This window comes from Jejudonia soesokkakensis, from assembly GCF_042664795.1.
Taxonomy (GTDB): Bacteria; Bacteroidota; Bacteroidia; order Flavobacteriales; family Flavobacteriaceae; genus Jejudonia; species Jejudonia soesokkakensis.
The window spans coordinates 38,755-56,873 of record NZ_JBHTBN010000002.1; the positions used below are offsets into that span (position 1 = coordinate 38,755).

Consider the following 18,119-nt stretch of genomic DNA (forward strand, 5'->3'; position numbering starts at 1 on the left):
GTTATTATGTATCTTCAAAATAAAAAATTATGGGATATATTAAAACAACTTCAAAAGAAAGAACAGATTACATTAACCTATATTATGAAGACTATGGAGAAGGACAACCAGTGATTTTAATTCATGGTTGGCCCTTGAGTTCTGCTATGTTCGAGCAACAGCGTTGGGCGATTGTAGAAGCGGGTTTTCGTTGTATTTCTTATGATAGACGTGGGTTTGGAAAAAGTGATAAACCTTGGAATGGGTATGATTATGATACTTTGGCAACTGACTTGAATGACATTATACAAGCGTTGAATTTGGATAATGTTATTTTGGTTGGATTTTCCATGGGTGGAGGAGAATTGGGACGTTATGTCGGGAAGTTTGGAACCAGTAAACTTTCAAAAATGGTTTTCTTAAGTTCGATTGCACCATTTATGTTAAAGACTGCTGATAACCCAAATGGGGTGCCTGAAAAAGTCTTCGAGGGGTTTAAAGATGAACTAGAAAAAGATCGACTGGATTTTTTAAAAGGCTTCGGAAAGAATTTTGTTAATTATGACGACAACAAAGACATTGTAAGTGAAGCCCTATTAGAGTATACTTGGAACATTGCAGCACATGCCTCACCCAAGGCAACTATTGATTGTGTGAATGCTTTTGGAAAGACAGATCTTAGAGACGATCTAAAAAAGATTGATATCCCAACATTATTCATACACGGAGATGCCGATGAAGTAGTACCTATTGAACCTACAGCAAAGCAAGGGCATAAATTAGTCGCAAATAGTGAATTAGAAATTATTAAAGGAGCTCCTCATGGATGCGTCTTTACACATAAAGAGGAAGTAAATAAGATATTGCTGACCTTTTTCAAGAAATAGGAAAAGAAAAATTTTAACTAGAAGCCACTTATTAATTTGAGTGGCTTTTTTTATTCAATTTTTCTTCAAAATCTGACAAACGCTTACGTACTTTACTTCTAATTTTCTTTTTGAAGAAAGCGGTCCAGCCAACAAGAAAGCCTTTTAGGCCAGTTGCTTGTTTTGACCACCTATATAAATTAAATGTGTCAATATGATTGATAATTTTACCCTCTTTAAAAGTAAAGCGAGCATTAATACAATTATGAACCTTACGACCCTCTTTCCCAAATGTATAAAACTCATCCCAACGAGCCGTACCCGTACTTTTATTATACTGAATGTTGCTCGCTTTCACAGTAAAGTTTTTTCCTTTTTGAGACTCACACACCATACGCCACATATTTTTTGCACGTTCTCCTTTTAAAATACCAAAAACAGGGTCTTCAAAAGTGATATCTGGATGGTACCATTCGACCATGCGTTCTGCATCAAGCTCTCCAAAAGCTTCATAGAACTGCTCAATGATATTCGATTCTTCCATACTCCTAAGATACTTAAAAACTAGATACTTTCAGAAAACAAAAAACCCGTTTTCTAGTTGAAAACGGGTTTTCCTTTTAGATTATAGTTGGATTATTGACCTCCGCCAGCTTCCAAAGTTTTCATTTCTTTTTCGATCATATCGTAAAACTGATCAATCTTAGGAAGAACCAAAATTCTAGTTCTTCTGTTGGTAGCTCTGTTAGCAGCTGTATCATTAGATACAAGTGGTACTTTATCTGCGCGACCAGCAGCAATAAGTCTATTTGAACTCACCCCAAGATCTTCAAGAATACGTACAATAGTAGTCGCACGTTTCACACTTAAATCCCAATTGTCTAATAGTACTCCGCTTCTGTAAGGTACATTGTCTGTATGTCCTTCTACCATCGCTTCAAAATTAGGTTTTCCGTTTATTACAGTAGCAACTTTTTGAAGAATTTCTCTCGCTCTTCCCGTTGGTTCATAGCTTCCACTTTTAAACAATACTTTATCTGATAATGAAATGTAAACCACTCCTTTTTCAACATCAATATTGATATCTGGATCGTTAATACCAACTTCTTTTTTAAGACTGGTAACTAAAGCAAGTGTTACGCTATCTTTTTTATTTAATGCATCTTGTAATCTTGTGATTTTAAGGTCTTTTTCTTTAAGACTTTCTAATGACTTTTCTAGGTTTGTAGCACCTTTTGAAGTTAACATAGTAAGGTCTTTAGAACTCTGAATTAAATCTTCATTCGTTTTCTTCATATCTGCTAAGCGTGCCTGTAATTCAGAATTTCTAGCTGAAGCAGCCGCTTTTTCAGTTAAACAGTCGTTTAACTTTACTGTAGCAGTGTTGAGAAGGTCTTGTGTTTGTTTTTGTTTTGCTTCAAGTTCTGCATATTGTTTCTTAGAAACACATGAGGTTAAAAAGAAAGCTGCACAAAGTGAAAAGATCACTATTTTTTTCATTGTTGATTTAAATTTAAGTTGTTATTTGAGATCAAATTTATCAAATCTAATGCCACAACAGATACGATTAACAATACTTTAAGTAAAATATCAAAGTTGGTGATACTTCTTTTTTTTCTGAATAAAATAAGCCCAAATTATTGAATTTATTTCACTGTATTTGAGTTGAGTAGCTTCTTTTTTGCGTTTCCGAAGAAAGGAGGGCAACAACCGATAGAAACTAAGATGTGCTCTAAATATTGCCCAGGCGTGATTCGGTTTTCCTTCTAATAAAAACTGAAAAAATGCCACGCCATCAAGTATCATACGAATTAAGATTTTATACCAGGCCTGTATACCTTGTACATTTTTGACTATTAATAATAATGTATTTCTAAAGTTGTAAAATGTCTTTCTTGGATTAGCTGAAGTTAAGGTAGCTCCGCCTACATGGTACACCTTCGAAGTTCCAACATATTTAATTACACCTCCACTGGCCTGAAGCCTCCAGCAAAGGTCAATCTCTTCTTGATGTGCAAAAAAATCTTCATCAAAACCTTCTACAGTTTTAAAAGCATCATTTCTTACAAACAAACAAGCGCCTGTGGCCCAAAAAATGGTTTTGATATCATCGTATTGACCTTCATCTTTTTCTAAGGTTGTAAAAATTCGACCTCTACAAAAGGGATACCCTAATGCATCCAGAAATCCGCCAGCAGCTCCTGCATATTCGAAATACTCTTTATTTTTGAAATCTAGAATTTTGGGTTGTGCTGCAACGAGTTGTGAGTCTTTTTCAAATTCTGAAAGTAGTGGAGACAACCAGTTATGGGTTACTTCAATATCACTGTTTAAAAGCACTATAATATCTTCGGAAAGCTTTGCTAACGCATCATTGTATCCTTTTGCATAACCTCCGTTCGCTGTATTTTGGATGATGTTTACTGAAGGGTAATTTTGCTTCAGAAACAGTACAGAATCATCTGAGGAATTATTGTCTGCTACGTATAGTGTAGCTTCTTTAGAATAAGAAACCACAGAAGGTAAAAATTGCTCCAGCAATTTCCTACCGTTCCAGTTTAGTATAACGACTGCTACTTTCACTTTGTAAAGGAAGCATTATTTTTTTAAAACATAAAGCAGAATTGAGAACAGTTATACTTTCAGAAGAAATACTACAAAAAGTAAACTGGGTTACGTACTTTTATTTTTTAAAGAGGTATTTATGAGAAAACAATATCAATATTCAGTTAATACGAGACTTTGTTTTTTGGTCTTTTTCAGTTTTAGTTTATCCATTTTAGGTGTAAATGCTCAAAACTATTATTTTCCAGAGCGAAATGTAGTATGGCAAAACAAATCACCTGAAGAATACAACATTGATTCAGCAAAACTCGCAGCAGCCGTTGATTTTGCAAAGGAAAACGAATATTCGGGCTCTAAAGACCTACGAATTGCCATACTCGAAGGATTTGCCAGTGAACCATTTCATGAAATTCTGGGACCTACCAAAAAGCGAGGAGGTCCTGCTGGGATGATTTTAAAGAATGGGTATATTATTGCACAATGGGGGGATATTAAACAAGTGGATATGACCTTTAGTGTGACTAAAAGTTATTTGTCCACTATAGCGGGCTTGGCAGTTGATGACCATTTAATTGCCAATGTAACCGATAAAGTTAGTCAGTATCTCTGGGATGGTTCTTTTCAAGGCGCACATAATAGTAAAATAACTTGGGATCATTTGCTTACACAGTCTTCGGACTGGAGTGGAACATTATGGGGCGGACATGATTGGGCAGACAGACCACCTCGGGAAGGAACAATTGATGATTGGAAAAACAGAACTTTGAAAGAGCCAGGAACTAACTTTGAATATAATGATGTACGGGTTAACTTACTGGCGTATGCGCTTCTTCAAGTGTTTAGAAAGCCATTACCAGTTATTTTAAAGGATAAAATTATGGATCCAATTGGGGCTTCAACTACTTGGAGATGGCATGGTTATGATAATGCTTGGGTCAATATTGACGGACTTAACATGCAGTCGGTAACTGGAGGAGGGCACTCTGGAGGCGGATTATTTATTTCTACCGAAGATCATGCCCGATTTGGATTGCTATTTTTAAACAACGGAAAGTGGAATGATTCCCAGTTAATTTCAGAAAAATGGATTGAAAAAGCAATTACTCCATCTAATGCTAATGTAAATTACGGATACATGTGGTGGCTTAATGAAAATGGACCTCGCCATTGGGAAGAAATTTCAGAAACCGTATACTATGCTGCAGGATTTGGCGGAAATTATATTGTCATAGACAAAGAAAAAGACCTAGTTGTTATTACACGTTGGCTAGAACCAAGCAAAATAGAAGAGTTTTTAAACATTTTGTATCAATCACTGTAATTCGTAAATTTAAATGTTAAATTTTTATCAATGCTGTTGAAAATTAAATAAAGTATCGTATATTTATTCAACTATTATATCGGGGTGCTTAAGTTAAACAGCTGAGAAAATACCCGTTGTACTTCGTAGGATAATGCCAACTGAAGAAATATAATATGCAAAGGGAATCAAAACTTCAAACGTTTTATTCCCTTTGTTTTTTATACTAATTTGATCTACAATTCATCCTTTACTTCTTTCTGTCCGGTCATCATCAAATACGCTTTTAAGAACTCATCAATATAGCCATCAAGAATAGCATCTGTATTGCCACTTTCATGACCTGTTCGAACATCTTTCACTAATTTATAAGGATGCAACACATAATTACGAATTTGCGACCCCCATTCGATCGCCATTTTGTTTCCTTCAATTTCGGCTCGTTGTGCTTGTTGTTTTCTGAGTTCTATCTCATATAATTGAGACTTCAACATTTGCATCGCTTTTTCGCGGTTTTCAAGCTGCGATCGGGTTTCAGAATTATGGATTACAATCCCAGAAGGTTTATGAGTTAAGATCGCTTTTGTTTCTACTTTGTTTACGTTCTGTCCACCCGCACCAGAACTCCGTGCAAAATCCCAAGAAATATCTGCCGGATTAATGTCAATTTCAATCGTATCGTCTGCTAGGGGATATACATACACACTTGCAAAACTTGTGTGCCGTTTCGCATTACTGTCAAAAGGAGATATACGTACTAGTCTGTGAACCCCATTTTCACTTTTTAACCAACCAAAGGCAAATTCACCTTCAATTTCTAAAGTTACGGTTTTAATACCTGCTACATCACCAGCTTGGTAGTTAAGTTCTTTTACTTTGAAATCATTTTTTTCTGCCCACATTAAATACATACGCATCAGCATGTTTGCCCAGTCACAACTTTCGGTACCACCGGCACCTGCTGTAATTTGGAGTACTGCGCTCATGTCGTCACCTTCTTCGCTTAACATGTTTCGAAACTCTAAGGCTTCAATAACTTCAAGTGCTTTACCGTAACGGATTTCTACATTTTCTGCTTCGCCTTCGCCTTCTTTAAAAAATTCAAAAATAACTTCGGCGTCTTCGGTGAGGGTAATGGCTTGTTCATAATCTTCGACCCATTTTTTTTTATTACGCAGTTGCTTCATAAAAGCTTCCGCTTCCTGCGGATTGTTCCAAAAATTTGGGTCAAAGGTTTTTTCTTCGTCGTTTGAAATTGCAATACGTTTACCAGCAATGTCAAAGATATTGCCTTAACGCATCTAGACGAGAGCGAAGGTCTTGGAGTTGGTCTTGTGTAATCAAGGTGTGAAATTTTCAGTAAAAATAAAACTTATGATTTTCAGAAAAAAGAAAAAAGAACAGGGAAGTGTAAAATTAAATGCATTCTGCTTATTTTTATCGCTTTACTTATCCAGATTAAAAAGCATTGCTTATGAAATATATAGTACAAATTTATTTATTATGCTTCGGAACGTTCCTCTGTAACGCCCAATTTCTGGAAAAAAAAGAAGACCTTAAAAAACAGGATGGATTTTTTAGTTTTTACTATTCTGAAAGTGACGATGAACTCTATCTCGAAGTGCCTGCTGAAAGAGTTGATGAAGAATTTCTCTACGTTCATTCGCTTCGAACGGGCTTAGGAAGTAATGATATTGGCCTGGATAGGGGTCAGCTGGGCGATCAGGCAGTTGTAAAGTTTATTAAAAGTGGTAATAAGTTGTTACTTCTTCAACCCAATCTTAAGTTTAGGGCAGACACAGATAATCCCCTCGAAAAAAAATCGATTACTGAAGCTTTTGCGAAATCGGTACTCTTTGGCTTTGAAATTAAAGAAATAAAAGACGGAAACCATATTATAGATTTGACTCCTTTTCTATTATTAGATGCTCATAATGTAGCCGAGAGATTGAAATCACGAAACGAAGGTACTTACAAACTAGATAAATCTCGAAATACGCTTTGGATGGAGCGTACCAAATCTTTTCCTAAAAACACAGAGTTTGAAGCACTACTCACTTTTGTAGGAGAACCTAAGGGCAGAAATATTCGAAGTGTGGCTCCAGATGCAGCTTCACTTTCGGTAATTCAACATCATAGTTTTGTAGAATTGCCAGACAATAAGTATCGTCCAAGAGGTTTTGATACCCGCAGTGGTTCTTTTTCCATAGACTATCAGGATTACAGCACGCCTATCTGGGAACCTCTTACCAAGCGATTCATTACACGTCACCGATTGGAAAAGAAAAATCCAATGGCGGTTACAAGCGAAGCTAAAGAACCTATTATCTACTACCTTGACCCTGGAACTCCAGAGCCAGTTCGCTCAGCATTATTGGAAGGAGCTCGCTGGTGGAATGAGGCATACGAAGCCATTGGATATATCAATGCTTTTCAAGTAAAATTGTTACCAGCAGATGCAGACCCTATGGACGTACGCTACAATGTGATTCAATGGGTACATCGCAGTACGCGTGGCTGGAGTTATGGAGGCAGTGTGATCGATCCGCGAACGGGTGAGATTATTAAAGGGCATGTAAGTTTAGGAAGTTTGCGTATCCGTCAGGATTTTATGATCGCACAAGCATTGATGAATAAACCTTTTGCCGAACGTGATGATAACTATCAGCCTATGTTGGAAATGGCGTTAGCTCGAATTCGACAATTAAGTGCGCATGAAGTGGGACATACGTTAGGTTTTGCACATAATTTTGCTGCTAGTACTAATGCCAGAGCCAGTGTAATGGATTATCCGCACCCGACGCTAACTCTGAAAAATAATGAAGTTGATTTTAGCAATGCGTATGCGACTGGAATAGGGGATTGGGATAAGGTAACAGTAGCGTATAGTTATAGTGATATCCCCGAAGGAACTAACGAAACTTCCTATTTAAATGGAATATTAACAGCGGCTTCGGAAAGAGGATTGCGGTATATTAGCGATCCAGATGCTAGAGCAAGTGGCGGCGCACATACAAAAGCCCATTTATGGGACAATGGAGCAAATGCTGCGGAAGAATTAAAGGATGTTTTAAAGCTTCGGGAGGTTGCTATGGCTAATTTTTCTGAAGACAACATTCGTACAGGAGAGCCCTATACGGTATTAGAAGATGTATTTGTGCCTTTGTATTTTTACCATCGCTTTCAAACAGAGGCTACAGTTAAATTAATTGGCGGCTTGGATTACAATTATGCGGTAAAGGGAGACGGACAGATTATCCAACAAACCCTTCCGAAGAAACAACAGGAAGAAGCATTGAAGGCTATTTTATTGACATTAGAACCTACTACTTTAGCTATTTCAGAGACCACATTGGCTTTATTTCCGCCGAGAGCGTACGGCTATAACAGAAGCAGAGAATCCTTTAAAAGTGATACAGGTGTTACTTTTGATGCCTTGGGCGCTGCTGCTACGGCTAGTGATATGACCTTAGGCCTGTTGCTACACCCTCAAAGAGCCAATAGATTGGTGCAACAAAAAGCATTAGCTCCTAAAAACATAGGACTTTCAGAGGTTTTGAGTGAGTTAAAATCCAGCGTATTTGCTTCAGAAAATGAAAATGAATATTATCGGGAAATTAGACAGACCATTCAGTTTGAAATGGTGCAGCATTTAATTAACTTAGTCGCAAGTCCGCAAAGCATTCCGCAGACAAAAGCGATTGTCAATAAAATATTGGATTCTCTTGTAAAAGAATTGAATGAGAACAAAAGTGTTTTTGCAGAACAATTGCTTCGTGAGATTAAAATGTACAGAGAAAAACCAGAAAATTTTAAAATTCAAAATCCTCCTGAAATTCCAGATGGAAGTCCGATAGGGAGTTTTGAATGTTTCAGAAATTAAAACAGATAAAAATGAAAAAAATACTATTGGCATTCGTAATGCTAGGTGCCGCAACAAGTTTTGCTCAAAACGATAAACAGGCCGTACAAAGTATGGTTGACACGTTCACTTCGGCTTTAGAAGAACGAGAAATATTTACGTACCTAACCACTACAAGGTATTGCGATGGTAATATTCAAATGATCAAAATGCCTAATGGACGTATGTGTGCCAGTAAGGGTACTTTTTATGAAACCTATATTTTTTGGCAGGAGGAAGGAAAAAGCTATGGAAAGAAAATTGATAACTGTGGTATGTTTGGTTCCATAGAATTGCCAGATAGTGAAGTCTATGATTATTTTACAACTCATTTTGAAGCTATTAGGTCAAATCCAGTTAAAGGGTATGAAATTGCTCAAAAAGAAACTGGACCTTTGCAACGAACCGAAATTAACAATTGTCATAAGTCATTTACGCTAAGTAATACTGACGATACATTTTCTCAAAAATTCAATCCGTTTGATCTTACAAACGATGCAGTAGAGGCAAATATACATTATGAATACAATCAAAAATTAAAGATTGTGCACTTGGATTCATTACTGGACACTGCGATTAAGCAAATAGAGGGAAGTGCTAATTTTATCCGTATTTAATCTATGATTATAGACTTACGAAGTGATACAGTAACAAAACCCGGCACAGGTATGATGCGTGCTATTTTGAGTGCAGAAACTGGCGACGATGTATATAAAGAAGACCCAACGGTTAATAAACTAGAAGCATATTTAGCGACACTTTTTGGAATGGATGAAGCCTTATTTTTTCCTACTGGAAGTATGGCAAATCAAGCAGCAATTAAGTTACATACGCAACCTGGAGAACAACTCATTTGCGATAAATGGGCGCATGTATATAATTATGAAGGCGGTGGTGTTTCATTTAACAGTGGTGTTTCCTGCAAGTTGGTAGATGGGGTTAGGGGTATGATTACTGCAGCCCAAGTAGAAGAGAATATCAATCCGCCAGACTTTTACCACAGTCCGTTGACAAGCTTGGTATGTCTTGAAAATACAACCAACAAAGGAGGAGGTGCATGTTACGATTTTTCAGAAATAAAAAAAATCAAAGCGGTTTGTGATATGCACGGCTTAGGATTGCATCTGGATGGAGCTCGTTTAATGAATGCGATTGTCGCAAAAAAAGAATCTCCTTTAGCCTACGGAAAGGTTTTCGATACAATCACAGTCTGTCTTAGTAAAGGACTGGGGACCCCGCTGGGAACTGTTTTATTAGGTACTAAGGAACTCATGAAAAATGCCATACGGATTCGAAAAGTATTAGGAGGGGGCATGCGACAGATAGGATATATGGCTGCTGCTGGTTTGTATGCTATGGAAAATAATGTGATGCGACTTGCGCACGATCATACAAAAGCTTCAGAAATAGCTATGGTGTTAAAGAAGCAGGAATATGTCTTAAAAATTGAACCTACCGAAACCAATATTGTAATCTTTTATCTAGCTGAAGGTCTTTCTGAAGAAAAATTTATGAGTGATCTGGAAAAAGAAGGCATTCGAATTAGCAATATGGGACAAGGTAAATTGCGGATTGTTACTCATCTTGACTATACCCAGCAAATGCACAAAAAAGTGCTGGAATACCTAGCAGCATATAAGAAATAAAAAAAGCTCCAAGTAAGGAGCTTTTATAAAATGTAAGATGTTACATTAAATTTCTTTGATTTCAGCTCCTGGAGCATTTTTTCTTACCGATTCGATACCGTTATTCATACCACTTTCTGCGGCATACATTTGGCTACTTCCTACTATTTGACCATTAGTTGATTTAAGGTTAAAATGAAATTTTCCATTTTTTGCAGTTTTTCTTTCGAATAGGTTTTCATTACTACAATTTTTCTGTACGGAAGCAATTCCATTTTTTGCAGAAGCTTTTGAATTATACATTTCGCTTGAAAGGATTACTTGTCCATTTCCAGCTTTTAAAACAAAATGATACTGCTCTCCTTTTTTCTTTAATTCAAACATATTTTTTAGTTTAAGAGTTAGACTTGTGATTATTAAGTGTTAAATATCGTCAAAAAAAATTAAGTTTTAAATTATTTTAGGAGTGGATTTCTTTAAATGTGTCAATTTTTACACAAAAAGTGTACATAAATAAAATATTCGTTTGCAATAGTATAAAGGTATTAGCCATTGTCAAATTTCTGGACAAATGCCTACCGCTATTCGTAATTTATTTAAATAGATCCATACCCGGAATGTTAGGCATTCCTTCTTTGGCCACAGCACCAAGTTCGGCTTCATTAACTTCTGTCGCTTTAGTTATTGCCTTATTTAGTGTTAGTACAAGATAGTCTTCCAATTGTTCCTTGTCTTGTAGTAGCTCTTCAGAAACAGCAATATTCTTAATTTGTCTGTTAGCCGTTAACGTAACTTTTAAGAGTCCGTCATTACTGCTTTCATCAATTAAAACTGTATCAAGACGTTTTTTTGTGGCTTCTACTTTTTCCTGGGTTTCTTTTAATTTACCCATCATTCCCATAAGATCTCCAAACATATATTTAATATTTAAATGTGCTACAAATTTACTACTTTGCGATGATAACAGTCAACCTTTTCTTTATGAAAAATATAATGCTCTTTTCTGTGGTGTGTCTTATTTTTGCCACCTCTTGTAAAAAAAATGAAACTTCTAAAAAACAAATGGATATCAAACCCCCTGTAGCCGATAAAATTGCAAAAAACCTTGAAATACATGGCGATGTGCGGACCGACAATTATTATTGGTTGAATCAAAAAGATGAACCCGAAGTTATTGACTATCTGGAGCGTGAAAATGATTATTATGCAAAAATGACGGCTCATACAGATGATTTAAAGCAATCACTTTTTGAAGAAATTAAAAGCCGCATTAAAGAGGATGATGAGTCGGTTCCCTATTTTTACAACGGTTACTATTACATTACCCGCTACGAAACTGGGAAAGATTATCCCGTTTATACTCGAAAAAAAGGATCATTAGATGCTGAAGAAGAAATTTTGTTCAATGTAAATGATATGGCTCAGGGCCATTCGTACTACAGCCTTAACGGAATTAATGTAAGTGATGATAATAAATGGGTCGCTTTTGGAGTGGATACGGTATCTAGAAGAAAATACACTATTTACATAAAAAATCTTGAAACCAAAGAAATCCTAAAAAACTCTATTGGTATAACTACAGGAAGTTCTACTTGGGCGAATGATAATAAAACATTATTCTATACTCGCAAAGATGATCAGACGTTGCGTTCCAATCAGATATTTAGACATGAAAGAGGAACGTTGCCTTCAAAAGATATCCTTCTTTTTACAGAAGAAGATGAAACGTATAGCACTTATGTGTATAAAACCAAGTCTAATGAGTTTCTGGTCATAGGAAGCTATAGTACGGTTGCTTCAGAATTTCAAATTCTCAAAGCAGATAATCCTCTGGGAACATTTAAAATGTTTCAGAAAAGAGAACGAGGATTAGAGTATGACATTTCACATTATGAAGATAGTTTTTACATTGTAACAAATAAGGATAATGCGACCAACTTTAAACTGATGAAAACTTCAGAAGAAAAAACTGAAAAAGAACATTGGATAGAAGTGATCGCTCATCGTGACGATGTATTATTAGAAGATATTGATATTTTTAAAGAGTTTCTCGTAGTTTCCGAACGCAGTAATGGTTTAAACGAACTTCGTATCATTAATTGGGCGACCAATGCAGAGTATTACCTACCGTTCGACAATGAAACGTATACCGCCTATACGACTCAAAATCCTGAATTTGATACTAAAATATTGCGATACGGATACCAATCGTTGACAACTCCAGCTTCTGTTATCGATTTTAATATGGAAACTAAAGAAAAAACCATAAAAAAAGAGGTAGAAATATTGGGAGGTACTTTTAACAAAGATAATTATGAATCAAAGCGTATTTGGGCAACCGCACGAGATGGGGTTAAAGTTCCTATTTCGATAGTCTATAAAAAAGGGATCAAGTTGGACGGAACAAATCCTGTACTGCAATACGCCTATGGTTCATATGGATATTCTATGAATCCGACTTTTTCAGTGTCAAGATTGAGCTTGCTGGATCGTGGATTTATTTTTGCCATCACACATATTCGTGGCGGTCAGGATCTCGGTCGCGACTGGTACGAGACAGGAAAACTGCTAAATAAAAAAAATACATTTACTGACTTTATTGATGCTTCAAAATTTTTAATTAGTGAAGGATATACCTCTAACGAACATTTGTATGCCATGGGTGGTTCTGCAGGAGGTTTGTTAATGGGAGCGATTATTAATATGAATCCAGAACTTTATAACGGAGTCGTAGCTGCTGTTCCTTTTGTTGATGTAATTACTACAATGCTTGATAGCAGTATTCCATTAACTACGAGTGAATACGATGAATGGGGGAATCCCAATGATAAAGAGTATTACGATTATATGAAGTCGTATTCTCCTTATGACAATGTTGTGGCAAAAAAATATCCTAATATGTTGGTAACTACAGGATATCACGATTCTCAGGTGCAATATTTTGAGCCTGCAAAATGGGTTGCAAAATTAAGAGAGTTAAAAACAGATGATAATATTTTATTGTTCCATACTAATATGGAGGCTGGTCACGGTGGAGCTTCAGGAAGATTTGAAGCACTTAAGGAAACTGCCATGGACTATGCGTTTTTGCTGGATTTAGAGAACATTACAGAGTAATTAATTTTTTTGACGTACCTTTGTCCGGTTTTAAAAAGCATTTTTAAAGTGCTATTTATAATGAAATCAAACTATATGAAAGAAGGCATTAAAGCGCATTCAAATATTTTGGAATTGATTGGGAACACACCATTAATTCAGTTGAATAAAATTACCGCTTCTTTAAAGGGTAATTATTATGCTAAAGTTGAAGGATTTAATCCTGGACATTCTGCTAAGGATCGTATTGCATTACATATTATTGAAGAAGCTGAAAGAACTGGGGTTTTAAAGCCTGGGGATACCATTATTGAAACGACTAGTGGAAATACTGGCTTTAGTATAGCAATGGTGAGTATCATTAAAGGCTATGACTGTATTTTGGCAGTTAGTTCTAAGTCTTCAGCAGATAAAATTGACATGTTGCGAACAATGGGAGCAAAGGTCTATGTGTGCCCAGCTCATGTCAAAGCAGATGATCCACGCTCTTATTATGAAGTAGCGAAGCGTTTACATAATGAAATAAAAGGGTCGGTATATATCAATCAGTATTTTAATACTCTTAATATAGCTGCTCATTATAAATCTACAGGGCCAGAAATTTGGGAACAGACCAATGGACAAATTACGCATCTAGTAGCTTGTAGTGGTACTGGAGGAACTATTTCTGGAACAGCAAGATTTTTAAAAGAACAAAATCCAAATATTAAAATTATTGGTATTGATGCCTACGGAAGCGTTTTACAAAAATACCACGAGACTCGTGAGTTTGATACTAAGGAAATCTATCCTTACCGAATAGAAGGCTTAGGAAAAAATTTAATTCCTACCGCAACAGATTTCGATTCTATCGATCAATTTGTAAAAGTAACAGATGAAGATAGCGCGCATACCGCACGCGAAATTGCAAAAACTGAAGGGTTGTTTGTTGGTTATACCAGTGGGGCAGCAATGCAGGGAATTAAACAGTTAAATGAACAAGATGTCTTCTCTGAAAACAGTAACGTAGTTGTGATCTTCCCCGATCATGGTTCTCGCTATATGAGCAAAATTTTTAATGACGAATGGATGGAGCAGCAAGGTTTCTTTGATGCTGAAACTGTTGAGGTAGAGGCTATTCATTACATAAAATAAATTAGAATTAAAAAATAAGTATCAACCCGGTAGCTAAGCTATCGGGTTTTTTTGTTCATAAAATGATGATTAATCTATGGGAGTAGTATGCAAATAATATTGTCAGACTATAATAATTACCTATTTTTGCCTATTAAAATTCTCATACCGACTTGATGAAAGATTTATTTGATAAGATTTATAAAGACAAAGGACCCTTAGGAAAGTGGGCAGAACATGCTGAAGGATACTTTGTTTTTCCAAAATTAGAAGGTCCAATTTCTAACCGTATGCGTTTTAGGGGCCGTGAAGTTATTACTTGGAGTATTAATGATTACCTAGGGCTTGCAAATCACCCTGATGTGCGAAAAGTAGATGCTGAAGCTGCAGCTGAATATGGGTCGGCGTATCCAATGGGTGCACGTATGATGAGTGGTCATACCGATCTACACGAACAATTACAAAACGAATTAGCAGATTTTGTTCAAAAAGAAGCTGCCTATTTATTGAATTTTGGATACCAAGGAATGGTTTCAACCATTGACGCTTTGGTTTCTAAAGATGATGTCATTGTTTATGATGTGGATGCACATGCGTGTATTATAGATGGAGTACGACTGCATATGGGTCAGCGTTTTACCTATAAGCATAACGATATGGAAAGTATCGAAAAAAATCTTGATCGTGCTACAAAAATGGCTGAAAAGACAGGTGGAGGAATTCTTTTAATTTCTGAAGGTGTTTTTGGTATGCGAGGAGAACAAGGGAAATTAAAAGAAATCGTAGCCCTTAAGAAAAAATACAATTTCAGATTGTTTGTAGATGATGCTCACGGATTTGGAACGCTCGGTAAAACTGGAGCTGGAGCAGGTGAGGAGCAAGGTGTACAAGACCAGATCGATGTGTATTTTGCAACCTTTGCAAAGTCCTTAGCAAGTACTGGTGCTTTTATTGCAGCAGATGCAGAGATCATTCAGTATTTAAAATACAATCTTCGTTCACAAATGTTTGCAAAATCATTGCAGATGCAATTGGTCGTGGGAGCATTAAAACGCTTGGATATGCTTCGAACGATGCCCGAACTAAAAGATAAACTTTGGGAAAATGTAAATGCTTTACAAAATGGACTGAAAGAAAGAGGTTTTGATATTGGAACAACCCAAAGTTGTGTAACCCCTGTTTACCTTAAAGGAAGTATTCCTGAAGCGATGGCATTGGTAAAAGACTTACGTGAAAATCACGGAGTATTTTGTTCTATTGTTGTATATCCAGTAATCCCTAAAGGATTAATATTACTACGAATGATACCTACCGCTTCTCATACTATGAAAGACATTGAAGAAACCTTGGAAGCATACTCATCTATTAGAGAACGTTTAGAAAACGGTACTTATAAAAGATTATCGGCAGCTGTTGCAGCTGCTATGGGAGAGTAGGAAAGAAATACGAAATAAGAAAATTGAAAAAGCCACGAATTTTAATTCGTGGCTTTTGTTATTTACAATGATTTTCTAAACGTACTTCGTTCTTTATGCTGAATGGGATTATAATCTTTCCAAAGAAGTTGAACAGCAGTATTTTCTTTTAATTCAGGGTTAGTTTCAACCTTCTCAATGCCTTTAGAGTTGAACAAATATTGCATTTCTTCAAAAATAATGGCAGTAACTCCTTTTCCTTGATATTCAGGGTCTATACCTATGAGATAAAAAGCTGCTCTATCGTTTTTACGTTGGGCCTGCCATAAGTGGTACCAGCCAAATGGAAATAAGCTTCCGTTGGCTTTTTTGAGTGCTTTGGTGAACGAAGGCATCACTATAGAAAAAGCGATAAGGTCCCCATCTTTATCTTGAATACAGGTAATATAATCTGGCTGAATAAAAGAGAAGTATTTTTCTTTGTAATAATCTATCTGGTATTGCTGAATGGGAACAAATGTTTGTAAGGTGTTGTACGTATTATTCAGCAATTCAAACATCGTATCTACATAGGGTAAAATTTCCTTTTTATTTTTAAAACGAATGACCGAAAGTCCGTAGCGTTCTTTAACGATACCAGAAAACTTAGCAACTTTTTCTTTAATTGAAGGAGGGATACTCAGCTTAAACTCAACCCATGTTGCCTGCTTCTCAAAACCAAGTTGTTGAAAGTGTTCTTTGTAATACGGATAGTGATACCAGGTGATCATGGTATTCATTTCGTCATAGCCATCAATTAGGATTCCAGCTTTTTCCATATTAGAAAAACCTACAGGTCCTTCGGCATATTCTAAATTGTGTTCGCGCCCTTTTTCGTATACTTTTTCAAGTAGAGCTTTGGTGACTTCGATATTGTCTATCACATCAAACCATCCAAAACGGACTTTTTTCTTTCCAATTTCATTAATTTCAAGATGATTGAGTATAACGGCAATACGTCCTACAATCTTTCCGTCGATATAGGCTAGAAAATATTCGGCTTCAGCATTTTTAGAAACAGGATTGGTTTTAAAATCCAGAGTTTCCATTTCATCTTTAATAAGCGGTGGAACCCAATTATCACAATCTTTGTAAAGTGTAAAAGGAAACTTCACAAATTGTTTTAATTCTTTTTTGTTAGTTACTGGTAGTACTTTTATCATATACTTACTTCATAAGGCCTCCTTCATTTTCGAAGCCATCTTTTCTTTTGTTGTTTTTCTTTTGAGCTTTTTTCTTGGCTTTTGCTTCTTTCCGTTTAGCACGTCCCTGGCTGCCTGTGTTTTCCAAAAATACATCTTTATCGTGCATGTCAAAACGATAAGAAATACCTAGTCTTCCGTAGGTTCTTTTAGGTGTATCCTTAAAATTTAAGAGAATAGAGCCATCAATCTGAAAATTAGGTGTAACCAAAACAGCAGCTCCACCACGGAAAATCTGATCGGCATAAAAATCACTTTTTATTCCTTGATTTTCTACAAATACTGAAAACCATGCCGTAGGTGTATGTGTTAAAGTTACAATATAACCATATGATGGAAAGTCTGTAGTGACACGATCTGCAATTATATTGGTGACAAATACAAATCCACCAATGAAATTATTCTGAGTCGAAAGGACAATTTTAGGACTGATAGTGGATTCCTGTTCTGGGGTAAATGGATTGTCGGCAAAATCAAAGTTAGCACCCGCGTATAATGAGATTGCAGGAATGAGGTCTGCCCACTGAGTTCTATTGTTCGCTTTCCAGCTGTATAAGTTAGGGCCTTCTAATTGTCTTTTTCTATTGGGATCATAAAATAAATATTTTACACCCACGGTATTATTTCTAAAATTACTAAACTTTCGCTCTGTAGCAATTGCTCCACGGGAATCGAGAACAGTATTTGATTGAAACTCTCCCATCACACTTACTTCCAGCTCTTCCTTAAAAAAACCATAGCGAACAGAATAGTCTATTCCGTAAGCATCCGTTTCAGTGCCTAACAAACGGTGTTCTTCTGTACCTAAATTAAAACCTGTTTCAAACTGGAGTACATTGGTACCCACAGAGAATGCTCCTTGAGATCCACCAGGACGATTAGAATTAAGTGTTTCTGTATATTGAGCAACAACGATTGTTGTAGAGCCAAAGAGGAAATAAATAGCGATTAAAAAAGGGTGACGCATATTTTTTGGGTTTAGTTCAAAGATAGAAGATTTTATCATTTATTTAATAAT

16 protein-coding genes are annotated in these 18,119 nt (G+C 36.2%); 8 read left to right on the forward strand and 8 right to left on the reverse strand.

Features of this window, described 5'->3' with window-relative positions; all coding sequences use genetic code 11:
• The first annotated feature begins 29 nt into the window (after window positions 1–29).
• On the forward strand, window positions 30–866 hold the full coding sequence (locus tag ACFQO1_RS04790) for an alpha/beta fold hydrolase (protein ID WP_380216842.1): 837 nt from the start codon (window positions 30–32) through the stop codon (window positions 864–866).
• A gap of 31 nt (window positions 867–897) precedes the next feature.
• Here ACFQO1_RS04790 and ACFQO1_RS04795 read toward each other — a convergent pair whose 3' ends face one another.
• The 3 genes from ACFQO1_RS04795 to ACFQO1_RS04805 form a co-directional block, all read right to left on the reverse strand.
• Complete coding sequence (locus ACFQO1_RS04795) at window positions 898–1,389, reverse strand: nuclear transport factor 2 family protein (RefSeq protein WP_380216843.1); 492 nt, start codon at window positions 1,387–1,389, stop codon at window positions 898–900.
• A gap of 92 nt (window positions 1,390–1,481) precedes the next feature.
• Window positions 1,482–2,345: an OmpA family protein gene (locus ACFQO1_RS04800; RefSeq protein ID WP_380216844.1), complete on the reverse strand. Its 864-nt coding sequence runs from the start codon at window positions 2,343–2,345 to the stop codon at window positions 1,482–1,484.
• A gap of 90 nt (window positions 2,346–2,435) precedes the next feature.
• Window positions 2,436–3,428, reverse strand: coding sequence for a glycosyltransferase family 2 protein (locus ACFQO1_RS04805; protein WP_380216845.1), 993 nt, complete (start codon window positions 3,426–3,428; stop codon window positions 2,436–2,438).
• A gap of 121 nt (window positions 3,429–3,549) precedes the next feature.
• On the opposite strand from ACFQO1_RS04805, the gene ACFQO1_RS04810 reads away from it, so the two are divergent.
• Complete coding sequence (locus ACFQO1_RS04810) at window positions 3,550–4,731, forward strand: serine hydrolase domain-containing protein (protein ID WP_380216846.1); 1,182 nt, start codon at window positions 3,550–3,552, stop codon at window positions 4,729–4,731.
• Window positions 4,732–4,946: 215 nt separating this feature from the next.
• Here ACFQO1_RS04810 and prfB read toward each other — a convergent pair.
• Window positions 4,947–6,054 (reverse strand): peptide chain release factor 2 gene (gene prfB, locus ACFQO1_RS04815; RefSeq protein WP_380216847.1). Its coding sequence is split into 2 segments (ribosomal slippage): window positions 4,947–5,990 and window positions 5,992–6,054, totalling 1,107 coding nucleotides; the frame shifts between segments, so codons are not numbered across the junction.
• 130 nt (window positions 6,055–6,184) lie between these two features.
• Between prfB and ACFQO1_RS04820 the strand changes: the two genes are divergently transcribed.
• From ACFQO1_RS04820 to ACFQO1_RS04830, 3 genes are read left to right on the forward strand one after another with little or no spacing between them, the layout of a single operon-like run.
• The gene (locus ACFQO1_RS04820; protein ID WP_380216848.1) at window positions 6,185–8,593 is read left to right on the forward strand and encodes a zinc-dependent metalloprotease; all 2,409 of its coding nucleotides are present in this window, start codon (window positions 6,185–6,187) and stop codon (window positions 8,591–8,593) included.
• 11 nt (window positions 8,594–8,604) lie between these two features.
• Entirely contained in the window at window positions 8,605–9,228 is a 624-nt protein-coding gene (locus ACFQO1_RS04825) for a hypothetical protein (RefSeq protein WP_380216849.1), read from the forward strand.
• Between the two features lie 3 nt (window positions 9,229–9,231).
• Window positions 9,232–10,257 (forward strand): threonine aldolase family protein, encoded by a 1,026-nt coding sequence (locus tag ACFQO1_RS04830; RefSeq protein WP_380216850.1) that lies wholly within the window; start codon window positions 9,232–9,234, stop codon window positions 10,255–10,257.
• A gap of 45 nt (window positions 10,258–10,302) precedes the next feature.
• Here ACFQO1_RS04830 and ACFQO1_RS04835 read toward each other — a convergent pair whose 3' ends face one another.
• Both ACFQO1_RS04835 and ACFQO1_RS04840 read right to left on the reverse strand, forming a co-directional pair.
• Window positions 10,303–10,620 carry a YegP family protein gene (locus ACFQO1_RS04835; RefSeq protein WP_380216851.1) on the reverse strand — a complete coding sequence of 106 codons (318 nt, stop codon included), beginning with the start codon at window positions 10,618–10,620 and terminating at the stop codon, window positions 10,303–10,305.
• Between the two features lie 208 nt (window positions 10,621–10,828).
• Window positions 10,829–11,152 carry a YbaB/EbfC family nucleoid-associated protein gene (locus ACFQO1_RS04840; protein WP_380216852.1) on the reverse strand — a complete coding sequence of 108 codons (324 nt, stop codon included), beginning with the start codon at window positions 11,150–11,152 and terminating at the stop codon, window positions 10,829–10,831.
• A gap of 65 nt (window positions 11,153–11,217) precedes the next feature.
• Here ACFQO1_RS04840 and ACFQO1_RS04845 point away from each other — a divergent pair, with 65 nt between their 5' ends.
• The 3 genes from ACFQO1_RS04845 to ACFQO1_RS04855 all read left to right on the forward strand — a co-directional run bounded on the left by ACFQO1_RS04845 (window position 11,218) and on the right by ACFQO1_RS04855 (window position 15,881).
• Window positions 11,218–13,353, forward strand: coding sequence for a S9 family peptidase (locus ACFQO1_RS04845; protein ID WP_380216853.1), 2,136 nt, complete (start codon window positions 11,218–11,220; stop codon window positions 13,351–13,353).
• Window positions 13,354–13,428: 75 nt separating this feature from the next.
• Window positions 13,429–14,466, forward strand: coding sequence for a PLP-dependent cysteine synthase family protein (locus ACFQO1_RS04850; protein ID WP_380216854.1), 1,038 nt, complete (start codon window positions 13,429–13,431; stop codon window positions 14,464–14,466).
• Window positions 14,467–14,621: 155 nt separating this feature from the next.
• Window positions 14,622–15,881: an aminotransferase class I/II-fold pyridoxal phosphate-dependent enzyme gene (locus tag ACFQO1_RS04855; RefSeq protein WP_380216855.1), complete on the forward strand. Its 1,260-nt coding sequence runs from the start codon at window positions 14,622–14,624 to the stop codon at window positions 15,879–15,881.
• Between the two features lie 62 nt (window positions 15,882–15,943).
• Here ACFQO1_RS04855 and ACFQO1_RS04860 read toward each other — a convergent pair whose 3' ends face one another.
• Both ACFQO1_RS04860 and ACFQO1_RS04865 read right to left on the reverse strand, forming a co-directional pair.
• Window positions 15,944–17,062 (reverse strand): GTP cyclohydrolase, encoded by a 1,119-nt coding sequence (locus tag ACFQO1_RS04860; RefSeq protein WP_380216856.1) that lies wholly within the window; start codon window positions 17,060–17,062, stop codon window positions 15,944–15,946.
• Between the two features lie 4 nt (window positions 17,063–17,066).
• Window positions 17,067–18,107 (reverse strand): transporter, encoded by a 1,041-nt coding sequence (locus tag ACFQO1_RS04865; protein ID WP_380216857.1) that lies wholly within the window; start codon window positions 18,105–18,107, stop codon window positions 17,067–17,069.
• Window positions 18,108–18,119: the final 12 nt, after the last annotated feature.

Bases quoted from the DNA above. Each gene is read 5' to 3' on its own strand.
- ACFQO1_RS04825 (WP_380216849.1), top strand. From the start codon at position 8,605: ATGAAAAAAATACTATTGGCATTCGTAATGCTAGGTGCCGCAACAAGT.
- ACFQO1_RS04855 (WP_380216855.1), top strand. From the start codon at position 14,622: ATGAAAGATTTATTTGATAAGATTTATAAAGACAAAGGACCCTTAGGA.
- ACFQO1_RS04860 (WP_380216856.1), bottom strand. From the start codon at position 17,062: ATGATAAAAGTACTACCAGTAACTAACAAAAAAGAATTAAAACAATTT.
- ACFQO1_RS04820 (WP_380216848.1), top strand. From the start codon at position 6,185: ATGAAATATATAGTACAAATTTATTTATTATGCTTCGGAACGTTCCTC.
- ACFQO1_RS04830 (WP_380216850.1), top strand. From the start codon at position 9,232: ATGATTATAGACTTACGAAGTGATACAGTAACAAAACCCGGCACAGGT.
- ACFQO1_RS04850 (WP_380216854.1), top strand. From the start codon at position 13,429: ATGAAAGAAGGCATTAAAGCGCATTCAAATATTTTGGAATTGATTGGG.
- ACFQO1_RS04790 (WP_380216842.1), top strand. From the start codon at position 30: ATGGGATATATTAAAACAACTTCAAAAGAAAGAACAGATTACATTAAC.
- ACFQO1_RS04845 (WP_380216853.1), top strand. From the start codon at position 11,218: ATGAAAAATATAATGCTCTTTTCTGTGGTGTGTCTTATTTTTGCCACC.
- ACFQO1_RS04795 (WP_380216843.1), bottom strand. From the start codon at position 1,389: ATGGAAGAATCGAATATCATTGAGCAGTTCTATGAAGCTTTTGGAGAG.
- ACFQO1_RS04835 (WP_380216851.1), bottom strand. From the start codon at position 10,620: ATGTTTGAATTAAAGAAAAAAGGAGAGCAGTATCATTTTGTTTTAAAA.
- ACFQO1_RS04840 (WP_380216852.1), bottom strand. From the start codon at position 11,152: ATGTTTGGAGATCTTATGGGAATGATGGGTAAATTAAAAGAAACCCAG.
- ACFQO1_RS04810 (WP_380216846.1), top strand. From the start codon at position 3,550: ATGAGAAAACAATATCAATATTCAGTTAATACGAGACTTTGTTTTTTG.
- ACFQO1_RS04800 (WP_380216844.1), bottom strand. From the start codon at position 2,345: ATGAAAAAAATAGTGATCTTTTCACTTTGTGCAGCTTTCTTTTTAACC.
- ACFQO1_RS04865 (WP_380216857.1), bottom strand. From the start codon at position 18,107: ATGATAAAATCTTCTATCTTTGAACTAAACCCAAAAAATATGCGTCAC.